Consider the following 18224-nt stretch of genomic DNA (forward strand, 5'->3'; position numbering starts at 1 on the left):
CCGTGACTGGTAAAAAACTATCGGTGCTCCACGTAGCCCCCGAGGCGGCCCCTCTGGCCAAGGTGGGCGGCCTAGCCGACGTAACCGGCTCCCTTCCGGCGGCACTCAGGTCGCTGGAAGTGGACGCCAGACTGCTCATACCGGCCTGGGGAGACATGGTAAACAGACTTGAGAGCTCGGGAGTAGAGCTCCGCCAGATGGAAGGCTCGGTGGAAATTCCTCTGGAAAACCGGCTCTATCGGGGCAAACTCCTACTATGCCACATAAACGGCGTCCCTACCTATCTCCTTCGCCAAGAGGAACTTTACAAAGGCCCCATATATCCGGAAAAGCTGGAGGAAGACACAGCATTACCCTTCGCCTTCCTCAGCTACGCCGGACTGACCCTGCCAGCTCTGACCGGCTGGTCTCCCGACGTATATCACTGCCACGACTGGACGACGGCCTTTTTGCCCATAGCCCTCAGGTGGCATAGCTGGTTCAAGGGGCAGAGGACTACCAGGAGATCGGTATTCACCGTCCACAACCTGGCCCATCAGGGATTGCTGGAGAAAACGGCGGTAGCCCCCCTTCGGCTGCCCTGGGAGGCCTTCAATGTCGACGGTATGGAATACTTCGATAGGGTCAACCTACTCAAGGGAGCCATAAACGGAGTCGACCACATAACCACCGTCAGCCCCACCTACGCCGGGGAAATCCAAACCCCATGGGGAGGACAGGACCTGGACGGAGTGCTTAGAAACCGCCGAGATCGACTGTCAGGCATCCTAAACGGCCTGGACGACGGGGCATGGAACCCCGAGACGGATAAAAGCCTTCCGGTTCCCTACTCGGCCAGCGACCTATCCGGCAAGAAGAAAGCCAAGGCCACACTGGAAAAAGAGACTGGGCTGACCGGAAAGGGCCCCATCGCCGCCATGGTCAGCCGATTGGTGGAACAGAAGGGACTGGACATACTTCTGCCGGCGCTTGGCAAGATGGCCGACATGGGGCTGAGAATAATCGTGATAGGAAACGGAGAAAGCCGCTACGAAAACCGGCTTTCCCAACTGGAAAACCACTACAGCGGAAGAATAAAATTCGTGAAAGGCTACCACGAATCCCTTGGAAGACTGGCCTACGGAGGATCGGACATATACCTGATGCCCTCTCTCTTCGAACCCTGTGGGCTATCCCAGCTCATAGCCCTGAGGTACGGCTCCATCCCGGTGGTACGGAGGGTGGGAGGTCTGGCCGACACCGTCTACGAAAACGAAGAGGGAATCGGATTCGTCTTCGACAGCTACGACAGCTCGGAGCTTCTTAACGCCGTCGGGCGGGCCATGGACAACATGAAAGATAAAAAGAACTGGCAAGCCATGGTGAAAAGGGGAATGAGGAAGGATTTTTCGTGGAAGGCATCTGCTCCCTACTATAGGGAAATTTACGAAAGTATATTATGATGGGGGTTAAGAAGATAAATTAAAGAGGAGGGCTAACATGATACGGGGACAATACGGAAGGGTTTTGGGCATAGTCCTTGCTGGCGGAAAAGGCGAACGACTCATGCCTTTGACCAAATACAGGGCAAAACCTGCGGTTCACTTCGGAGCGAAATACCGTATCGTGGATTTCGCCATATCCAACCTGATCAACAGCGGGATCTTCTCCATCTACGTGCTCGTTCAGTTCAAAAGCCAATCACTGAACGAACACATAGACAAAGCCTGGCAGTTCGGAGGAGCCCTTAGAGGAAGGGACTTCTTCGTGACCCTGGCTCCAGCCCAGATGTGGAGAGGAGAGAGATGGTTCGAGGGCACCGCCGACGCGGTCTACCAGAACATGCACCTCGTTACGTTGTACGACGCCGACCGAATATGCGTGTTCGCCGCGGACCATATCTACAAGATGGACGTTGAACAGATGCTGACCTATCACATGGACCACAACGCCGACGTCACGGTGGCGGCCAACGTGGTCCCCTCCTGCGAGGCCCACCAGTTCGGCTGCATCAAGACCGACGAGAGAGGCAAGATAATCGGATTTATGGAAAAACCGAAAAATCCACCTGAAATCCCGGGAAGACCGGGGTTCAGCTACGTCTCCATGGGAAATTACATCTTCGAGAGAGAGATACTGGAAGAATCCCTTCTGGAGGACGCCTCCATGGAACACACCAGCCACGACTTCGGCAGAGACATAATACCTCGATTGGTCGGACGAGGCAGAGTGTTCGCCTACGACTTCTCCACCAACGTCCTTCCGGGCATAAACGACGCCCACTGGCGAGACGACAAGCCTTATTGGAAGGACGTTGGCACCATAAAGGCCTACTGGCAGGCACACATGGACCTGCTTCAAAACGACTCAGAGATGACCCTGTACAACCCACATTGGCCGATCAGGACCGTCTCCTTCGCCGACCCTCCGGCCTACGCCTACCCATCCGACGGGAAGAGCTGCAAGGTCTCCAGCACCCTGATGGCAGAGGGCAGCCGCATACTCGGAGCCGAGGTGGAAAAATCGGTCCTATCCAGAAACTGCGTCATACTTCCGGGAGCTAAGGTCGAGGAATGCATAATCGGCCAAGGAGTGATAATAGGTCGAAACTGCCGCCTCCGCAGGGTAATAGTAGACGGACATAACGAAATCCCCAACGGCACCATACTGGGATACGACCTTGAAGAGGACGGCAAACATAACACCGTCGACGAAAGCTCGGGAATAGTGGTCGTTCCCATGCCCCAGATGCAACTGAGAAAGAAACCCGACTCGGTTAAAGAAACAGGAGAATGGATGAGCTTCAGCTGAGATCAAAGAAAGGGCCCCGGCTTATGAATAAGCCGGGGCCCTTAAAATCTCCGTAGATGTTCAGAGAATCGTATCGCTTTCCTACAGACGATAGTAACCTACTATATCGAACGGGAGATCCATACGGTCTCTTCCGTCCAGACAGAGACTATGCCACCCTTCCTCGCCTTCCCTGCATCGGAAGGGAACGAAGGGCAAACCGTCGCCATCGCGGCACTCGACGGGAACGGAGATCCGCTCGACGGTCAAAACGATTTTCCTCTCGTTCTCCATGTACACCCTGAACTGATTCAGCTCGGTCAAAGAAAAAAACTCGTCCACAAAGCCCTTGGCGATCGAGGTCTCCGAACCGGACAGGTTTTCGTAATTCTTTATCAGCATCGGATAGGGAGCGACCCTTATTCTCTCCGCCCTAAGGGGAATCCACACAATCGACACTGGGAGATCTCCCTCTCGAGGCGACATGACGGAACCGGGACGATACAGATAACTTTCCATGATAAAACCTCAGCTCTCGGAGATCACGGACAGCCCGAGATCTCTCAGGTATCCACCGGTCCTATCTATCTCCTCCGCGAGACCTTCGGCAAAAGAGGTCAACTCGCCTTCCACAGGCACATCTTTCTTGAAATCAACACGAACGCCGATGTCGCCGGAATCGCCCTCTCCGGACACGAACGAAACTCCCTCCACGAATCCGGACATATGAAAGGCCAGGAACCCCTCCCACTTGAAAACAAGACGGTCCACCAGCGATAGAACCTGCACGACAGGAAGACTATCGGGCTTGAAAAGACAGTCGAATCCCTTTTTCCCCTTCAGCCGCCTAAGGGTCTTGAACACGAAAGGATAGAGGGCGTTGCAGATCCGTCCGACCCTCTTGGTACTCACCCTCTCGAAGCTGAAATCCTCCACGTCGTCGCAGATAGCCTTGACGCAATCGTACACGGAGATCGGTTTGCCCTCCAGGTTCACCATGAGCTCTTTCAGATCCCGATCGAACATGTCGAGCTGAATCTCCAACGACTCGATCTCGTACGACGTCCTCTGAAACCACTGCCTCAGACGCCCCTCGTCGAAGGCTCCCTCGGACTGAAGATCGCAGCCGTCCAGAACCCTCAAAAGCGCCGCAACGGTAAGGGCCTTTTTCTTGGTCAGACCAAGAGGCCCCTCCTTTCCGAACAGACGACCGCATGAATCCAACCTATCATCGAGGGGCGTGAGGGTATCCTTGAAACGCTCCTTACCCATTAAAAGCTTGCCTACCTGCCAGACCGCTTTTTTCTTCTTGAAATCGACGGTTCTGTCCAGCTGAACGTACTTTCTATGGCTGGCGCAGATATCAGGAAGGAATCCCTTCAATACCTCTACCGCTTCCATGAGATTTCCCTCGACATCCGGATCCAACTCCAGACCGACGTCTTCGGGAAGAGGAAACAGCCTTTCTCCGTTATGGGAGATCAGCTCGGAGGAAAGAAGATGATGAACCTCTGAAACCGCCGAAGGGAACATGGAAAAGGGAAAGGCACCGGTATCCTTGGCCTCATCGGGGTCTATCGGGTAGACCAAGGCGGTATAGCCTATATCGTGAAGGTAGATCGAGGCGATCAGAAGGGCCAGAGGAAGGGGCTCGTCCATGAACAACGAGGCACAACCCTTTTCATCCCGGTCCAGAACAGAGAGAAGGGCCTCGGCGATCTCCATCAGTTTTTTGGAATGATGCCTGCCCCGTTCGGCCACCTCGGTTATCTGATCGCCCAGCCACATCTGAGGCCAACGATCCTCTATGAGCCTCTCCAGGTAGGCTCCCAAGGAGGGATCCATCTCCCTGAGCCTTCGGATAAGCCCTCCTTCGGAACTATCTATGTCCAAAAAGCCATCGTGATTCATTTTTATTCCCCCAAGGCATATATTATGACGCTCACCTCGATTATAGCCTCTACAGCCTCAAAGGCTACCGGTCGATGGACAGATAGGAGTCGATTCTCTTCTTTACGTTGGCCTTGAGGTTCTCGTAAAAGAAAGCATAGTCGAAACGATGGTAGACCTCTTTCGGCCAGCGGCCCATGTTCACCAGATCCACCTTTTCAGGGCTTCTTATGTCCGTGGCTATCAAAGCTCCCGTATCGGTATCAACGTATGCGCCGCAGAAATCGGGAATGGTCTCGACCACATCGCCGGTCGAATCGTTGAAGAAGACGGCCCCGGAGTTATCCTTCCGCGACGCGGGGGTAGCGTCGGTTTTCCAGTTGAGCGGATTGACCGCAACTGCGTCGGTCAACAAAACGGGAGAGCCTTCGGCATCGGGACCCTGGGTGTTATAGGTGATTATGACCCCCGTGTCCGTCTCGCCCTCGGCAAGCCTCATCTGAGGATACCCTTCCAGATCGGTTTTCTTAACCGTGTAGCCGATGATGTAGGCCGCCACAAGCTGCTTTTGCAGTTTAGGGTCTGCCATACGCCTGCGCATAAGCTCCACTATGACCATAGATCCCTGACTGTGTCCGGCCAGGATGAAAGGGCGCCCCTGGTTCAGATGCTCGACATAGTGATCGAAGGCCCGCTCCACGTCGGAATAGCCAACCCTGAAGATAGGGTCGGTAAAGGCGTCTCGGCCGCCGTTATTGGGCTCCATGCTCTGGGAGGCGGCGGTCTGCTGCCGATAGAATGGGGCGAACAGATTAGCGTATGGAGAGTAAACCCCCGCCTGGGCTACTAGCAGCCCCTCGGCGTTGCTCCGCAGGTCCTTCCGGGATATGTCCATGTTCGACGGTTCCTTGTCCATATAGATCGTCGGATACACGTAAAACACGTCCACAGGCTTGTCCGGCTTGTTCGGCTTGGAAACCCAAGCGAAGTCCTCTTTGTAATCCGGCGAGCTCTGTTCCGCCGAAGCCGGAGCCTGTCAAGCGAGATGTCGCAAAAAGATCGAATTGGACTAACTCAGTCTCTGCGCTTTTCCCGGGGCTCTTTCTCCGGGTTCAGATAGACCGTCTCCTCGATGGAGCAGTTTCTTATCGGTCTGTTTCTCCATCTGTCCGGGTGTTTTCTTTTGGCTTCTTCCAGGGTTTTCTTCCTCTTCGCCAGTATCTCCGGGGCTTTTCCTTTATGCCTCTGCTCCGGCGTCACGTAGTTTAAGGCGCTGTGACGGTGGGTATGGTTGTACCAGGACACGAACCGGTAGGTCCAGGCTCTCGCATCCTCTATGTCCTTGAAGCCTCCACTGGGGAAGGCAGGTCTGTATTTCAGGGTCTTGAAGATCGATTCACTGTAGGGGTTATCGTTGCTTACCCTCGGTCTGCTGTGGGAGAACAGTACTCCCAGTTTTTCCATGGTGGCCCTCAATGTGGCGCTTTTCATGGGGCTTCCGTTGTCGGCGTGCAGGATCAGCGGTTTATCGGCAAGGCGGATCTTTTCCGACAGGACCGCCTTGGTGACCACCTCCGACGCCAGTTCTCCTGATTCTTCGTCGTAGATCTCCCAGCCGACTATCTTTCTGCTGTAGAGGTCTATTATGAGGTACAGGTAGTAGAACAGGCCCTTGGCCGGTCCGCAGATGTAAGTTATATCCCAGGACCACAGCTGGTTAGGACCGTCGGCTTTATGGGTTGTTATAGGTTTTTTTACCGGAGCCGCCGTTCTGCCTCTATGGTTGATCTGTCTGTGTTTCCTGAGTATCCTGTAGAATGTCGATTCAGAGGCGATGTATATGCCTTTTTCCAGTAGATCGTTCACTATCTGGGCTGGCGGTGCGCTGGCGTATTCCGGGCTGTTGGCTATCTCTAGTACCTTTCGTTCTTCCTCTTGCGATAGCTTCTGAGGCGTCTTTCTGGGAGCGTGAGGTCTTTGGTCCTCTTTTACCTGGCCCTCTTTGCACCATCTCTGGAAGGTTCTCTCAGTGATGCCGACCTCTCTACAGGCTTTAGCCTGGGTAGCTCCGCTCGATACGGCTTCTTCGATCAGTTCTACTGCTTTACGGCGATCCGAGGCACCGATCAGTCGTCCTCGTTTTCCCCCCAGATCGCCTGGACTTTTTTTCTCAATACCAGCAGGGCAGCCGCTTCAGCCAGGGCTTTGTCCTTACGTCTGAGCTCCTGTGCCAGCTTCTTGTGATCCTTCTTTACCTGGCTTACCTCATGCATAAGCTCCCTGACCTTGAGGCTCTGGCCATCGTTTGCCTCCTCGCAGGAGTTTCGCCAGCTTATAACCTGTTCGACGTACAGTCCTTTTTCCCTGCAGTACCGGGCCAGCTCCTCCTCGTTCATGGTGTAGGTCTCGTGGACTATGAGGAACTTGTCTCTGGAACTCCAGCTATCCGGTCTATCTTCGTCGCAGGGAGCTGCTTTGCCGGACGCACGGAGCTCTTTTCTCCAGTTGTAGAGGGTTGTCACCGTTATGCCAGTCTCTTTCGATAATTTAGGTATGGACATGTTCTCCGGCGGCATCATTCTCTTTTTGATTGCCTCTTTTTGTTCTTTGCTGTACCTCGCCATGTGTCGCACCTCCAGGGAGCCTCTCTCGACTCGCTAAACTAGTCTATCATGCGACACCTATTTTGGCAGGTAGGGATAGGGACATCCAAAAGTTGACCGCCAACCTGAGGACCTTGGGCGAGCTTCAGTTTCCATTCCTCATAGGGACATCCAAAAGCTCATAGGGACATCCAAAAGTTCGATAGATAGTAAGTTTCCATTCCTCATAGGGACATCCAAAAGCCCTATTTTTGTGTCCTTACCTATGTTAGCTGAATCGTTTCCATTCCTCATAGGGACATCCAAAAGATACTACCATCTGGGATATCCTTCATTACTTCCAAAGTTTCCATTCCTCATAGGGACATCCAAAAGGGGGCAGAAGGCTATCTCCGGGAGATCAGGGACGACCGTTTCCATTCCTCATAGGGACATCCAAAAGGCATGATCGTCGTCTCCAGAGGCTGTGTGGGGTCCTCGTTTCCATTCCTCATAGGGACATCCAAAAGGAGTATGGCGTGGTGAGGAAGTCGTAACTATATAAGTTTCCATTCCTCATAGGGACATCCAAAAGAAAGTGGATATTAACAAAGAGTACGGCTTGTCTCTGGTTTCCATTCCTCATAGGGACATCCAAAAGACCCACCAAAACGCCTTGTACCGCCCTACCTTACTCGGTTTCCATTCCTCATAGGGACATCCAAAAGGCTCCTCTATAGCTCCTCCGCCCTTACCATGATTACGTTTCCATTCCTCATAGGGACATCCAAAAGACGGCACCACATGGGTGCCTCGGCACCCTTTCGGATGTTTCCATTCCTCATAGGGACATCCAAAAGGATAGATGTAGGTAGATTACGTGATTATTTGATTGTGTTTCCATTCCTCATAGGGACATCCAAAAGCAATATGCACACTAGGATTGACAGAAAGCTGGTCGGTTTCCATTCCTCATAGGGACATCCAAAAGGACATAGTGTGGCTATAGTTTCGTGGAACGATCCTGGTTTCCATTCCTCATAGGGACATCCAAAAGTTATCCTATCCTCCTAATATCAATACCAGTAATCTGTTTCCATTCCTCATAGGGACATCCAAAAGAAGGAGGAATTAATTATGAGGCTATATAACGACCAGAGTTTCCATTCCTCATAGGGACATCCAAAAGAAAATCTTAGGATACACCGCCATAGCCATTATAGGACGTTTCCATTCCTCATAGGGACATCCAAAAGGTCCACGTAGGCCGAAGGTTCTACCCCGGGGATAGAAGTTTCCATTCCTCATAGGGACATCCAAAAGTTGTGTGTGAATGTTCAGGTGTGGAGTTTTTGGGGCAGTTTCCATTCCTCATAGGGACATCCAAAAGTGGGGCGGAGTCTTCCTGAATGGCTGAGGAAACGACGTTTCCATTCCTCATAGGGACATCCAAAAGGCTTACGAAGAAACCCCTAATGGGCTTCTGTACATGGTTTCCATTCCTCATAGGGACATCCAAAAGGGGGAAGGAAGCTATGCTTCTGTTGTATGGAAGGACCGTTTCCATTCCTCATAGGGACATCCAAAAGGGAAAACCGGTGAAGAGGTCCATAGCTTCGTTGTCCAGTTTCCATTCCTCATAGGGACATCCAAAAGGGGTACACCCCCGAGACCGGAGAGGTTCTCATCCGGGTTTCCATTCCTCATAGGGACATCCAAAAGTAAGGAAGACGACGATCCCACCTATGCCCGTTTTGTGTTTCCATTCCTCATAGGGACATCCAAAAGCGTAGAAGAGTGTAGGGCATACCACGACGCTATGGGGTTTCCATTCCTCATAGGGACATCCAAAAGCATCTAACCCCTTTGATGCTCCAAAGTCCCTTGTAGTTTCCATTCCTCATAGGGACATCCAAAAGGGACTATGCCGTCAGGGTAAAACGGTCTGTTCTGACGTTTCCATTCCTCATAGGGACATCCAAAAGTTTCTGTCCCTAAGTTAAAATTCGAGTCCGGTGATCGTTTCCATTCCTCATAGGGACATCCAAAAGCGTTGGCCGACTCTATTGACCAGACGCTGGTGAAGCGTTTCCATTCCTCATAGGGACATCCAAAAGCCTCTGGTGCATAGCGCCGCTCGTTGTCCATGAACGTTTCCATTCCTCATAGGGACATCCAAAAGCATACACAGGGAGGTTGACCTCCTGAGAGAGATACTGTTTCCATTCCTCATAGGGACATCCAAAAGCAGAATTACGAATTCTGTTGGGGTCAAGACCTTCTCGTTTCCATTCCTCATAGGGACATCCAAAAGGAGGTCTGTTCCGGCGAACTGGTTCACGTCGTTGTGTTTCCATTCCTCATAGGGACATCCAAAAGCCACAGGAGCTGAGTGGTTACAAGGGTTTATGCGTTTAATCATATCGACAAAACCTCTTAAATACCCCTGCAAAATAGATAAAAAATCGACGACTGAGGTTATTCTACACCATGCTACCACTGAATTCAAGTGTATGGGACGCAAAAAAACATGTCTCTGTCAGTCCCCCGTAGTTTTTACCTCATCGGAGATCGACAGAGACTATTCGGTATCTATACAATAATGTTTATTTCATTTCTCTCTATTCCAATGACTTCTCTAGCTGTATATCTCTCACTTCTCCAGGTGTAGAATATAACGCTATCCGATTCATGGTCTATTTTTTGCTTAACCTCCGCCTTGAGTTTCGCAAGAAGCCCCTCGGAAAGCTCGCCCTCAAGGACGGAGTTTTGAACCCAGTTGAGGTACTTTCGCCCTATTTTCAACATCTTAGCGACTCGTCTCTCTCCTACGTCGTATATCATTATAACAAACACCAGCGATCACCACCCAGAGATGTGAGGCTCATAGGTTTGATCCCCCAGTATGTGCTTCTCCAGCTTGTGGACCTCCATCCTCATAAGACCCCGATAGCTTACCTTTCTCTTGAGCCTTGGATGGTCGATAGTCTGTTGCAACCGCTCCTCCCAGGCCGATACCACTATCTTCCGCCCTGACTCCTGAAGGTAGATCCCACCGGAGGGGCCGTCTTCGAAGTGCTTGGCCTGGATGACCTTCTTGTTTATCAGGGAAAATATAATCCTATCGACAAGGATTGGCTTGAATATCTCCGCTACGTCCAGGTTTAGGCTGAATCGGCGAAAGTTGGTCTCGTGTAGGAATCCTATCCGAGGATCCAGGTGGGTTCGGTATATCTGGGACAGGGCCGTGACGTAGCACATAGAGTTTAGAAAGCTGATCAAGGCATTCATCCTGTTCTGAGGAGGACGACGAGATCTTACGTCGAAGGCGAAGGGACCCCCTCCGGTGATGTGGTCGAAGGCACTGTAATATGCCTCTCGACCGTTTCCCTCAAGGCCCATAATCTCCGCTACGGAATCGCTTTTATCCAGCTTGCCCTTGTAGGATTCGATATTGGAAAGCATGGATACAAGGGATTCATTACCCCTCCGACGGTAGTAATTCAGCACAACTGCCATGTTCTCCATAGCCCCACAGACAATTCTACGGGCTATGTCAACTCTTTTTTCATGATCCAGGTAGCAGGCTGCCTGAGCAAGTATAGTTGCTCCAGAGTTCAAAAACTCTCTCGGGGAGTAACTGCCCTGGTAATATCCGTGATGGTTGAAGAAGTGTAATGGCACATGGCTGACGGTACAAAATTCCAGAAATCGCTTGTTTAAAGACACCTCTCCAAAGATCATCAGCTCGTCGGTGGTCTCGACGGGGAGAAACTTTCTGCCGTCCTCTCCCTCGAAAACCACCGTATTCTCTTTACGCTTAAGCTCTCCGGCGGAGAAAATATATATTGTCTTTCCCATAGCATCAGCTCCAGCAAAGGTCACTATAAGCGCAGACGGAGCAAAAACGGTTTTTTACCGCTTTCGGCGGGGCTGCCATACAGGCGATTTCCCGTATCTCCTCGTACACTCCGTCCAGCCTATGCCTGGTTTCCTCGGTCAACTCCACTTCCTTTCGCCTTTTCTCCTTAGGAAAGAGCAACTGTCCTTTGGCTATTATTCCGTCCTTCCAGAGATCGTAAAGGTAGTGGGCCAATTGAAGCCTAGCGGCGTCTATAGATCGACTGCTCTTTTTGACCTCACCGACGACCAGGGTTCCGTCCTCAACCTTTACGATGTCGAACCGATTATCACCGAAGGAGACGGAGTGTCTGTCTCTGCGATAGGAGTTTTCGTCGATCAGCCTGCCCATGACCAAAAAGTCGTCCTCTCTATCCGGCTCTATCCCATGAGACATAAACCATACCTCCCTGTGGCAGATGGAAAAATACCACACAAGGGTTCCACCTATCCTAGGAGGCTCAGAGAAACAGGGCACCGCCATCACCTCCTCCCCAAAGTGAGACCGGCACGAACCCCACCTGGTCATCGTAGATATCTCCCACAGCGGCACTGGTCAGAAACCAACTATCGTCTCCCAAGAACGGCCCCAGAGGAGGGATGTCGTCTTCCGTCAAAAAGCGGGCCAATTCCCCCCGCCACTGTTTTAATTCCTCGATGGGGACCTCTATGGCATACTGTTGGGTGATCTTAGCCAGTCGCTTTTTCTCATCGAGGGACTCAAGGGTCCATTTATCGTCCCGAAGGCGTAACAGGATGTAGCGAATATCTTGATCCAGCTCGACAAATACCCTAAACCCCTTAAAGTCTCTTGGGATAAGCTCTTCTTTCTCCTCCGGTCCCCACAAGCCTTTTTGAAGTTTTTCCCATACAGGAGAAAAACTTATTCCGTCCATAATCTCCCCGTAGTAGGTCTGCACTATCTGAGGTATGTCCCTTTCGTCGAAATTCCCCCTATCTCTGAGAATTCTCCTGGACCTCTCAAGAAGCACATCATCGTAGACATAGGAACAGTAGGGAACCTTGTTTTCAGCGATAATCTCCGCCACAAGCACCTTGCCCATTCTGCTGGGATCACCGTGCCTGTTGCATCGCCCTGCAACCTGGACGACGCTGTCCAAAGGTCCCATATCCCGAAATACCCAGTCGAAATCGAGATCGACACCGGCCTCGACGACCTGGGTGGAGATCAGATAATAGGGTTCCCCAGATAGCTGGGCTTGCTTTATTCTCTTGAGAACCTTTCTTCTGTGAATAGGGGTCATCCATGCCGAGAGGAAGTAGACATCCCCTTCCAGCCGTTCTTTCAACAGGTTATAAGTCCTTATGGCCGATTTTCTGGTGTTCAAAACGACAAGCCCCGACCCCCTGGCGACAGGTAGACTTTCAAAAAGCAGATCCGGTAAATCGTCAAGGGGAAACTTATCTTTTAAGACCTTATAACGATGTCTTACGTTAGGGAAGTGATACCTCTTAGGAGATATCTCTATGCCCTCTCCTATCTGAGGCTGGGTGGCGGTCATCAGGATAAAATAGGTCCCCAGCTTTTCGCTGAGAAAATCCAGAGTCTTTCCCATACCGGACCAAAACTTAGGGGGGATTCCCTGAGGTTCGTCCATTATCACCACCGACCGGCTTAATCTGTGGAAGTCCATCGAGGAGTTAGCTCTCGGATCGTATATAGAGTTCCATAGCTGAACCATGGTGGTCAGAATCACCGGAGATCTCCAATACCTGAAGAGAACAGACATCTTATCCCAGGGAGAGTACACATCGTCGTCATCCGGCACCTCCTTGCCTGAGATCATCTGGCTGTGATCCTCCTGAACAGATTCGATGCCGAAAAGCTCTTTAGCCACCGATGAATTCTGCTCTATGATACTGATGAACGGCAGAGCGTAGATTATGCTCTTATATCCGTTCCTGGAAGCTATCTCATAGGCGATCTCCAGACCTGTGACTGTCTTTCCAGCTCCTGTCGGAAGGGTCAGGGTGTAGAGCCCTGGGGAGGTTATCCCTCGGGAACTTTGGAGGCATTCATCGTGGACCTCCGACCGCCAATAATCCACCGAGGTGGGTTTTCTTACGGAAAAATCGATAGGCAAAAAGGCCGGAAAAGGCTCTTCCAACAGGGACCTGACCCCTATGGCGTCCATTCGATCGGCGGTGACGAGAAGAGAGAGTAGACTACGCAGGGTCAGCCAATCCCCTTCCGAGACCCGGGGCTCCCACAGAGTATCGATAAAATCCTCCCAATCCTCCTGAGACATCCATCTCCTCCAGGAGGGAATCACCGAGCTCATATGACCCTGAATTTCGGAGAGAGAGTCCTCCCTGGCGATCCAAAATTGCTTTGAGTCTTTTGCGTTCACCATATGAGTGTGGTGTCTTCGGACAGCCTCGGTTGCCCAAAGAGATCCAGTAAGGTGCAAGGAGAAACAGGAGGAGGGACAGGCGTGGTTAACGCCTGTCCTGCTTCTGCCCAAAAGATAGCTCTGAAAAAGTGGGTTAGCTTTCTCCAGATCGTGGGTCATTGCCGCACCTTCAAGGAGAGAAATCTCTATAGGGATACGAAACCTCCGGGCCAGCTCAAGGGCCATTGAGGTCGTGCCCTCCAAATGGTCTGTAAGAGACCGATCAGGATGGCTGAAAAGATCACCAGGCAGGGAACCAGGCGACCAGGTCCTCCCCGCAGAGAGACACATCAAGCTCCCCCCTCTCTTTTACTACGACCTTTCCATCGCCCGCTGGAGAGTAGATAACCGAGCAAGCTCTCACTAAGCCCCTCCCGACATCGAACTGAAGGGGAACCCTTTCCTTAAAGGCTCCTCCGCTGGAGAGAACATCTACGGTCATTCCATCCGTCCAGGGAACGATCGTATCCAAAGCCAGAGGACCGCCATCAGGGGAAGCCGAACCAAACCTGCCCACATATTCCAAATCCGCAAGGGCATAGGCCGTTCCAAGGCAAGGGGTATAGACAAAGGCCCCTCTTTTGAGGTAACCGTCAAGCCTATCCTCGATACCCCCTGATACGTATATTCTGTATCTGGGCCTTGCGACAAACTGATGCTTCACCTGAATATGTGCGTTTTTGCCGGGATTTTTGACGTTCCACATATTGAGAGCCTGGCTCATCCACGAGACCTTACCTCTTATCCCTACGGCGATAGAGGTTCCGCTAAGGTCTTTCCAATATTGGGCGCCACAGCCACTCTTATCGCTACCGTTCGATATCCCCGAAATAGCCGATATCAATCCCGCCACAGCAGTAGGAGGCGGGAAGGCGTAGGAGACGGAAGAGGTCGTCGTGTAGGGCTTTCTGAACATCGCCATAGGAGAGGTGACATCGAAGACCGTAGCCACAGGATCACCTCGTCTCTATAACGATCCGCTCCCCGAAGGTATCGCAAAGTTCGTCCAGGCCGACGACGGGAATTTCCTTATCGGTGATCACCCGGATTTTCCTCACGTCCTTCTCCCTCGCCACAAGTTTGCCAGCCAGGCGGGAGATGTCCATAGAACAGCTATCGGGAGCCCTCAGAGCGAGCTGCTGGTCCTCCGACATAGGGCTGCCATCGGGGTTTTTCAGCTCGACCTTTTCGTCCATAGACCCAACCGCTCCGTCAAAACCGTCCATGTAGGACACCTCCAGGAGGAATCTGGGACAGTGACCGACCTTGCTCCTGGTGATGAGGTTTATGGTTCCCTTCCATAGAGACTCTCTGAGGCAGTCCAGATCGTCGTCTGTGGCCCCGGTCTGAGAGGAGGCGTATTGGTTAGCGATACCGTAGTCCGCGATAACCACAAAGGGGACGATATATTCGTTTCGGAAAGACCTCTGCTCCTTTCCCTCTCCGGTGGTGAAGGCAGCGGTTCCCTGAACCAGCTTAGGCTCGGCCCTGTGGAGGGACCTTCCCCACTTGAACTGAACAGGGCCAGTCCAGGAAAAAGACTCTTTCCCAAGTGCGAAAGTAACCCCAAAAAGCCTGGTGTCTATACAGTTAGCGAGAGCCTCCCTTCCGGTGGAGACGGAAAAGCGCTTCTTGATTTCGTCCACCCTGGCATTAAGGGTCTTGGTCTCTCCGTCAACGAAAACCTCTTTACCCTCCCTGATCCACTGGTCCCTTACGGTCCTTTTCACCCTGACGTCGGATACCATTATCTGCCCCGTCTCCTCCTCCCTTCTGGGGCTGTTGGCGTCCAAAGGATCTCCGTTGGGGTTAGCGTCCTTCACCGTATAAACGAAAAGATATTCCCGTCTGCCGTTAAAGCTCATATTAGTTATCTCCTTTCATATCGACCTGATCGTCATCCATATCCTTGGCATCGCTCTTAAAAATAGACCAAAAATACTTGTTGGCGTTGAGGAAAGCCACGGAAAAGGCGAAGTTGCCGTCTACGCCAATCTCCCTCTCGTTGCCCGCCAACAGCAATTCCCCACCTTGGGCTGCAAGGGCGTTTATGAGCCTACCGTATTTGAGTCGATATGCTCCGACAAGCTCGGGGACCCGGGACATATGCTTCGCTATGTCTCTTTTCTTTATCCTGCCGAAATTCAGCTGTTTAAAGAGAGGAGTTCCGTCCACGTCCTGCCCGCCGCCTTGACCCCTAGCCACCATTCCCAACACTATCCCTGCGACGAAAATTCCTTTTCCGCTGTCGGTTTTCATGTAGGGATCGGAAAATCCGTCAAAAAAGTCGAAATTCATACCGTCTACCTCCTGTTCGCCCTGATCAAAAAGTCTATCACCGCAGACATCTTCCGCATTTCGCTACCGCCGTAGCGAATCCACTCGGGATTGGAGCACAGCCCGTAAAGCCTGGACACCATGAGTTGCTTTACCCCCGTAACGTCGACGAGCTCTCCTGAAAGAAGTCGCCCAAGCAGATCCAATATCCTGCTCACCATGACCTTTTTGTCCTGCTCGTTTTTGCCTGAAAGAGAGGTCATGACCTGATAGATAACCTTCAACCCCACATCCAGATCGATTTCCTTGGGATCGAACACAGGCTTTTCCATATAGTTCCACAGGAAGTGGCGATAAGACTCTATCCACAGATCCTCTAGCCTTTTTAGCCTGGAGGGAGGAACGTCCTCCACCATGAGGTGAAGTATCTCCTGGGCCTGATTTTTCTCCCAAAAGAGAAAGTGGAGCACCAGAGAATCGTCCTGTCTGGCCAACCTTCTGAATACCTTATCCTCTACCTTTAGACCGTCTCTGACGAAATCGGCGGTATGCTCCGAAGCCATAGCCAGTTTATCCGACCCTAAAGTAAGCTCTGGAACAACGTAAAGGTTCAGCCCTCTAACGGTCTGTCTGTCCGTAAAGGCCCTATCCAGGATCTCCCTGCCCGAGGAGAGGGCGGCAAAACACCCCTGGCAGATAGGGAACACCTTGCTCTCGCTTTTCTTGTCCAGTCCAGGCAGAAAGCTGGCCTTATCGAAGGTAGCAAAGGCGAAGATCTTATCCAAATTCACGGAAGAGGAGCCTTTTTGATCGCACATAGAACATCGGACCTCTCCCTTGCCCTTACCTGCCTTACCGCTATCTCCGGATACTTTTGAGAACTTATCCTCAAAGTAGCCCTTAAAGGCATTGGCTTCCCCGGGGTAAAGATATTTGCCGTTTTTCTCCAGACCAAACATAAGGATGTAGGATCGCTTTTTGTCCTCCCATAGTTCCGCTATCTCATGGACTTTGGACTCCAGGTCCCTGAGGATCCCGTCCAGAGATCCCTGCGTAAATCTACCTGAAAGCTGATAGTCGCCCAAGACCCTTTTTTCCAGCTTAAAGAACCTTGTGTCCTTATCCTCCCTCCATCTCAAAAACCCATCGTCATCGGCAATGCCCACCAATGCCACGACACGAGCTTCAAGGTCTCCCTTAGGTGCACCCAGTTTATAGATCGGTGAAAAACCCCAGGTCGTATTGGATCCCACAGGGTCTCTGTAAAGATACTTTCTCTTGTGATCGTCGAGACCCCCCTCCCCGGACATATAGTCCACCAGATCGATCCTTGAGATCCCCTCCAGTTCAAGCACGTCTCCATCGGGATCGGAAGCCCTCATCCACACTCGGATAACCTTACCTCTCCGGTCCTCGTCGTCGATAATCGGCAAGGGAAGCTGGAGAAAGCTGTCCAACCCTTCCCCTGTGGAACTCCCTGAGGCTAAAAGCCCTAGATCCCTAACTGCGTCCACAAAACCCAAAACACTACCTCCTTTCTCACGAAAAAACCGCTCACCTCTCCGGAACCTCCAGGCATCCCCAGCCACCGGGGTTTTTGGCACCTATCCCGGCGTCGACGGCCAACTGAAGAAGTTCCTGCGGGCCTTCCAGCCTGTACCGTCCCCAATAACCTACTATGGGAACTGTATCCTTCGGGCGAAATAGCCCAACCTGTTTTCTTGGATCCTCCAATGGAGTGAGGCCTATGGGATCTGCCGGTATCTCCTTGGAGGGATACATAAGGGAGAATTTTTTCCTCAAGTTGCCGTCTATCTGCCTGACAAATTCGTCCTCGTCGGGCCGATGATATCTGACGTAGCCCTTTTTGCCCTCCTCGGCGGGATCGGTGGTGTAGCAGGTTATGGGAGAAAGAGCCTTGATCTTCAGCGAGTTGCCCTCGACCTTGGGACGATGGACCTTGACGTCCGAACACTCCAGCTCGTTCTGACCTAACCTCAGATCTCCCCCACAGAGTGCCCCTCCGGAGATCTGCTCCAGGATTCTGTTCATAGGAGAGGTGACCACCACGGTAAGAGGGGCGGTGAAACTTATGTACCCACCATCCAACCGAGGTCGTCCCTGCCCCTTCGGCCATGAGAAAGCGAAGAGTTTGAAACGCCTTTTATCGTGCTTGAACCCCACGTCGTGAAGAGCTTCGGCGAAGGATTTTTCAAAAAGACCGTAGAGCATGGCCTGCACCATGTAGAGGTTCTCCTTGGGGAGTTTTATGGTCTTTCCCCTTTTAGGCACCAAATGCAAATCCAAACGCATATCCTTACCTCCAATTCTTTTAAGAGACATCCAAAGACCATAATCTTCCTTCGTTTGATATAAGTCAAGGGAGGGTTAC

The 18224-nt window shown here is 51.8% G+C and carries 14 protein-coding genes, 1 pseudogene and 1 CRISPR repeat array; of the genes and pseudogenes, 2 read left to right on the top strand and 13 right to left on the bottom strand.

The annotated features are described in order from the left end of the window. Nucleotides 1-2 precede the first annotated feature (2 nt). The gene (locus tag DPEP_RS02470) at nt 3-1442 is read left to right on the top strand and encodes a glycogen synthase (protein ID WP_005659273.1); all 1440 of its coding nucleotides are present in this window, start codon (nt 3-5) and stop codon (nt 1440-1442) included. A 37-nt stretch (nt 1443-1479) separates the two neighbouring features. Then, nucleotides 1480-2790, top strand: coding sequence for a glucose-1-phosphate adenylyltransferase (glgC, locus tag DPEP_RS02475; RefSeq protein ID WP_005659275.1), 1311 nt, complete (start codon nt 1480-1482; stop codon nt 2788-2790). Nucleotides 2791-2871: 81 nt separating this feature from the next. Here the strand turns inward: glgC and DPEP_RS02480 are convergent, their stop codons facing one another. From DPEP_RS02480 to cas6, 13 genes and pseudogenes are all read right to left on the bottom strand, one after another. Beyond that, nucleotides 2872-3288, bottom strand: a complete 417-nt coding sequence (locus DPEP_RS02480) for a hypothetical protein (RefSeq protein WP_005659277.1) — start codon at nt 3286-3288, stop codon at nt 2872-2874. 9 nt (nt 3289-3297) lie between these two features. After that, nucleotides 3298-4680, bottom strand: coding sequence for an HD domain-containing protein (locus DPEP_RS02485; protein ID WP_005659279.1), 1383 nt, complete (start codon nt 4678-4680; stop codon nt 3298-3300). Between the two features lie 64 nt (nt 4681-4744). Further along, complete coding sequence (locus DPEP_RS02490; protein WP_005659281.1) at nt 4745-5608, bottom strand: DUF3089 domain-containing protein; 864 nt, start codon at nt 5606-5608, stop codon at nt 4745-4747. 125 nt (nt 5609-5733) lie between these two features. Next, a pseudogene (locus tag DPEP_RS02495) lies at nt 5734-7283 on the bottom strand (IS3 family transposase). Nucleotides 7284-7410: 127 nt separating this feature from the next. Continuing rightward, a CRISPR array of direct repeats spans nt 7411-9620; the repeat unit is 30 nt; unit sequence GTTTCCATTCCTCATAGGGACATCCAAAAG. A 213-nt stretch (nt 9621-9833) separates the two neighbouring features. Beyond that, a complete protein-coding gene (gene cas2, locus DPEP_RS02505) occupies nt 9834-10097 on the bottom strand; it encodes a CRISPR-associated endonuclease Cas2 (protein ID WP_005659285.1) in 264 nt (87 codons plus the stop codon). A 6-nt stretch (nt 10098-10103) separates the two neighbouring features. Beyond that, nucleotides 10104-11102: a type I-B CRISPR-associated endonuclease Cas1b gene (gene cas1b, locus DPEP_RS02510; RefSeq protein ID WP_005659286.1), complete on the bottom strand. Its 999-nt coding sequence runs from the start codon at nt 11100-11102 to the stop codon at nt 10104-10106. A gap of 4 nt (nt 11103-11106) precedes the next feature. After that, complete coding sequence (gene cas4, locus DPEP_RS02515; RefSeq protein WP_005659288.1) at nt 11107-11625, bottom strand: CRISPR-associated protein Cas4; 519 nt, start codon at nt 11623-11625, stop codon at nt 11107-11109. Next, nucleotides 11603-13846, bottom strand: coding sequence for a CRISPR-associated helicase/endonuclease Cas3 (locus DPEP_RS02520; RefSeq protein WP_083797488.1), 2244 nt, complete (start codon nt 13844-13846; stop codon nt 11603-11605). The genes cas4 and DPEP_RS02520 overlap by 23 nt, the downstream gene beginning before the upstream one ends. Further along, nucleotides 13797-14507, bottom strand: a complete 711-nt coding sequence (gene cas5, locus DPEP_RS02525; RefSeq protein ID WP_005659292.1) for a CRISPR-associated protein Cas5 — start codon at nt 14505-14507, stop codon at nt 13797-13799. The genes DPEP_RS02520 and cas5 overlap by 50 nt, the downstream gene beginning before the upstream one ends. Nucleotides 14508-14511: 4 nt before the next feature. Next, nucleotides 14512-15420: a type I-B CRISPR-associated protein Cas7/Csh2 gene (cas7b, locus tag DPEP_RS02530; RefSeq protein WP_005659293.1), complete on the bottom strand. Its 909-nt coding sequence runs from the start codon at nt 15418-15420 to the stop codon at nt 14512-14514. 1 nt (nt 15421) lies between these two features. Further along, nucleotides 15422-15853, bottom strand: coding sequence for a TM1802 family CRISPR-associated protein (locus DPEP_RS13625; protein ID WP_005659295.1), 432 nt, complete (start codon nt 15851-15853; stop codon nt 15422-15424). Between the two features lie 5 nt (nt 15854-15858). Further along, a complete protein-coding gene (locus DPEP_RS02540; RefSeq protein WP_274531996.1) occupies nt 15859-17346 on the bottom strand; it encodes a TM1802 family CRISPR-associated protein in 1488 nt (495 codons plus the stop codon). Nucleotides 17347-17386: 40 nt separating this feature from the next. Then, nucleotides 17387-18145 (bottom strand): CRISPR-associated endoribonuclease Cas6, encoded by a 759-nt coding sequence (cas6, locus tag DPEP_RS02545; RefSeq protein ID WP_005659298.1) that lies wholly within the window; start codon nt 18143-18145, stop codon nt 17387-17389. Nucleotides 18146-18224 lie beyond the last annotated feature (79 nt).

Source organism: Dethiosulfovibrio peptidovorans DSM 11002, assembly GCF_000172975.1.
GTDB lineage: Bacteria > Synergistota > Synergistia > Synergistales > Dethiosulfovibrionaceae > Dethiosulfovibrio > Dethiosulfovibrio peptidovorans.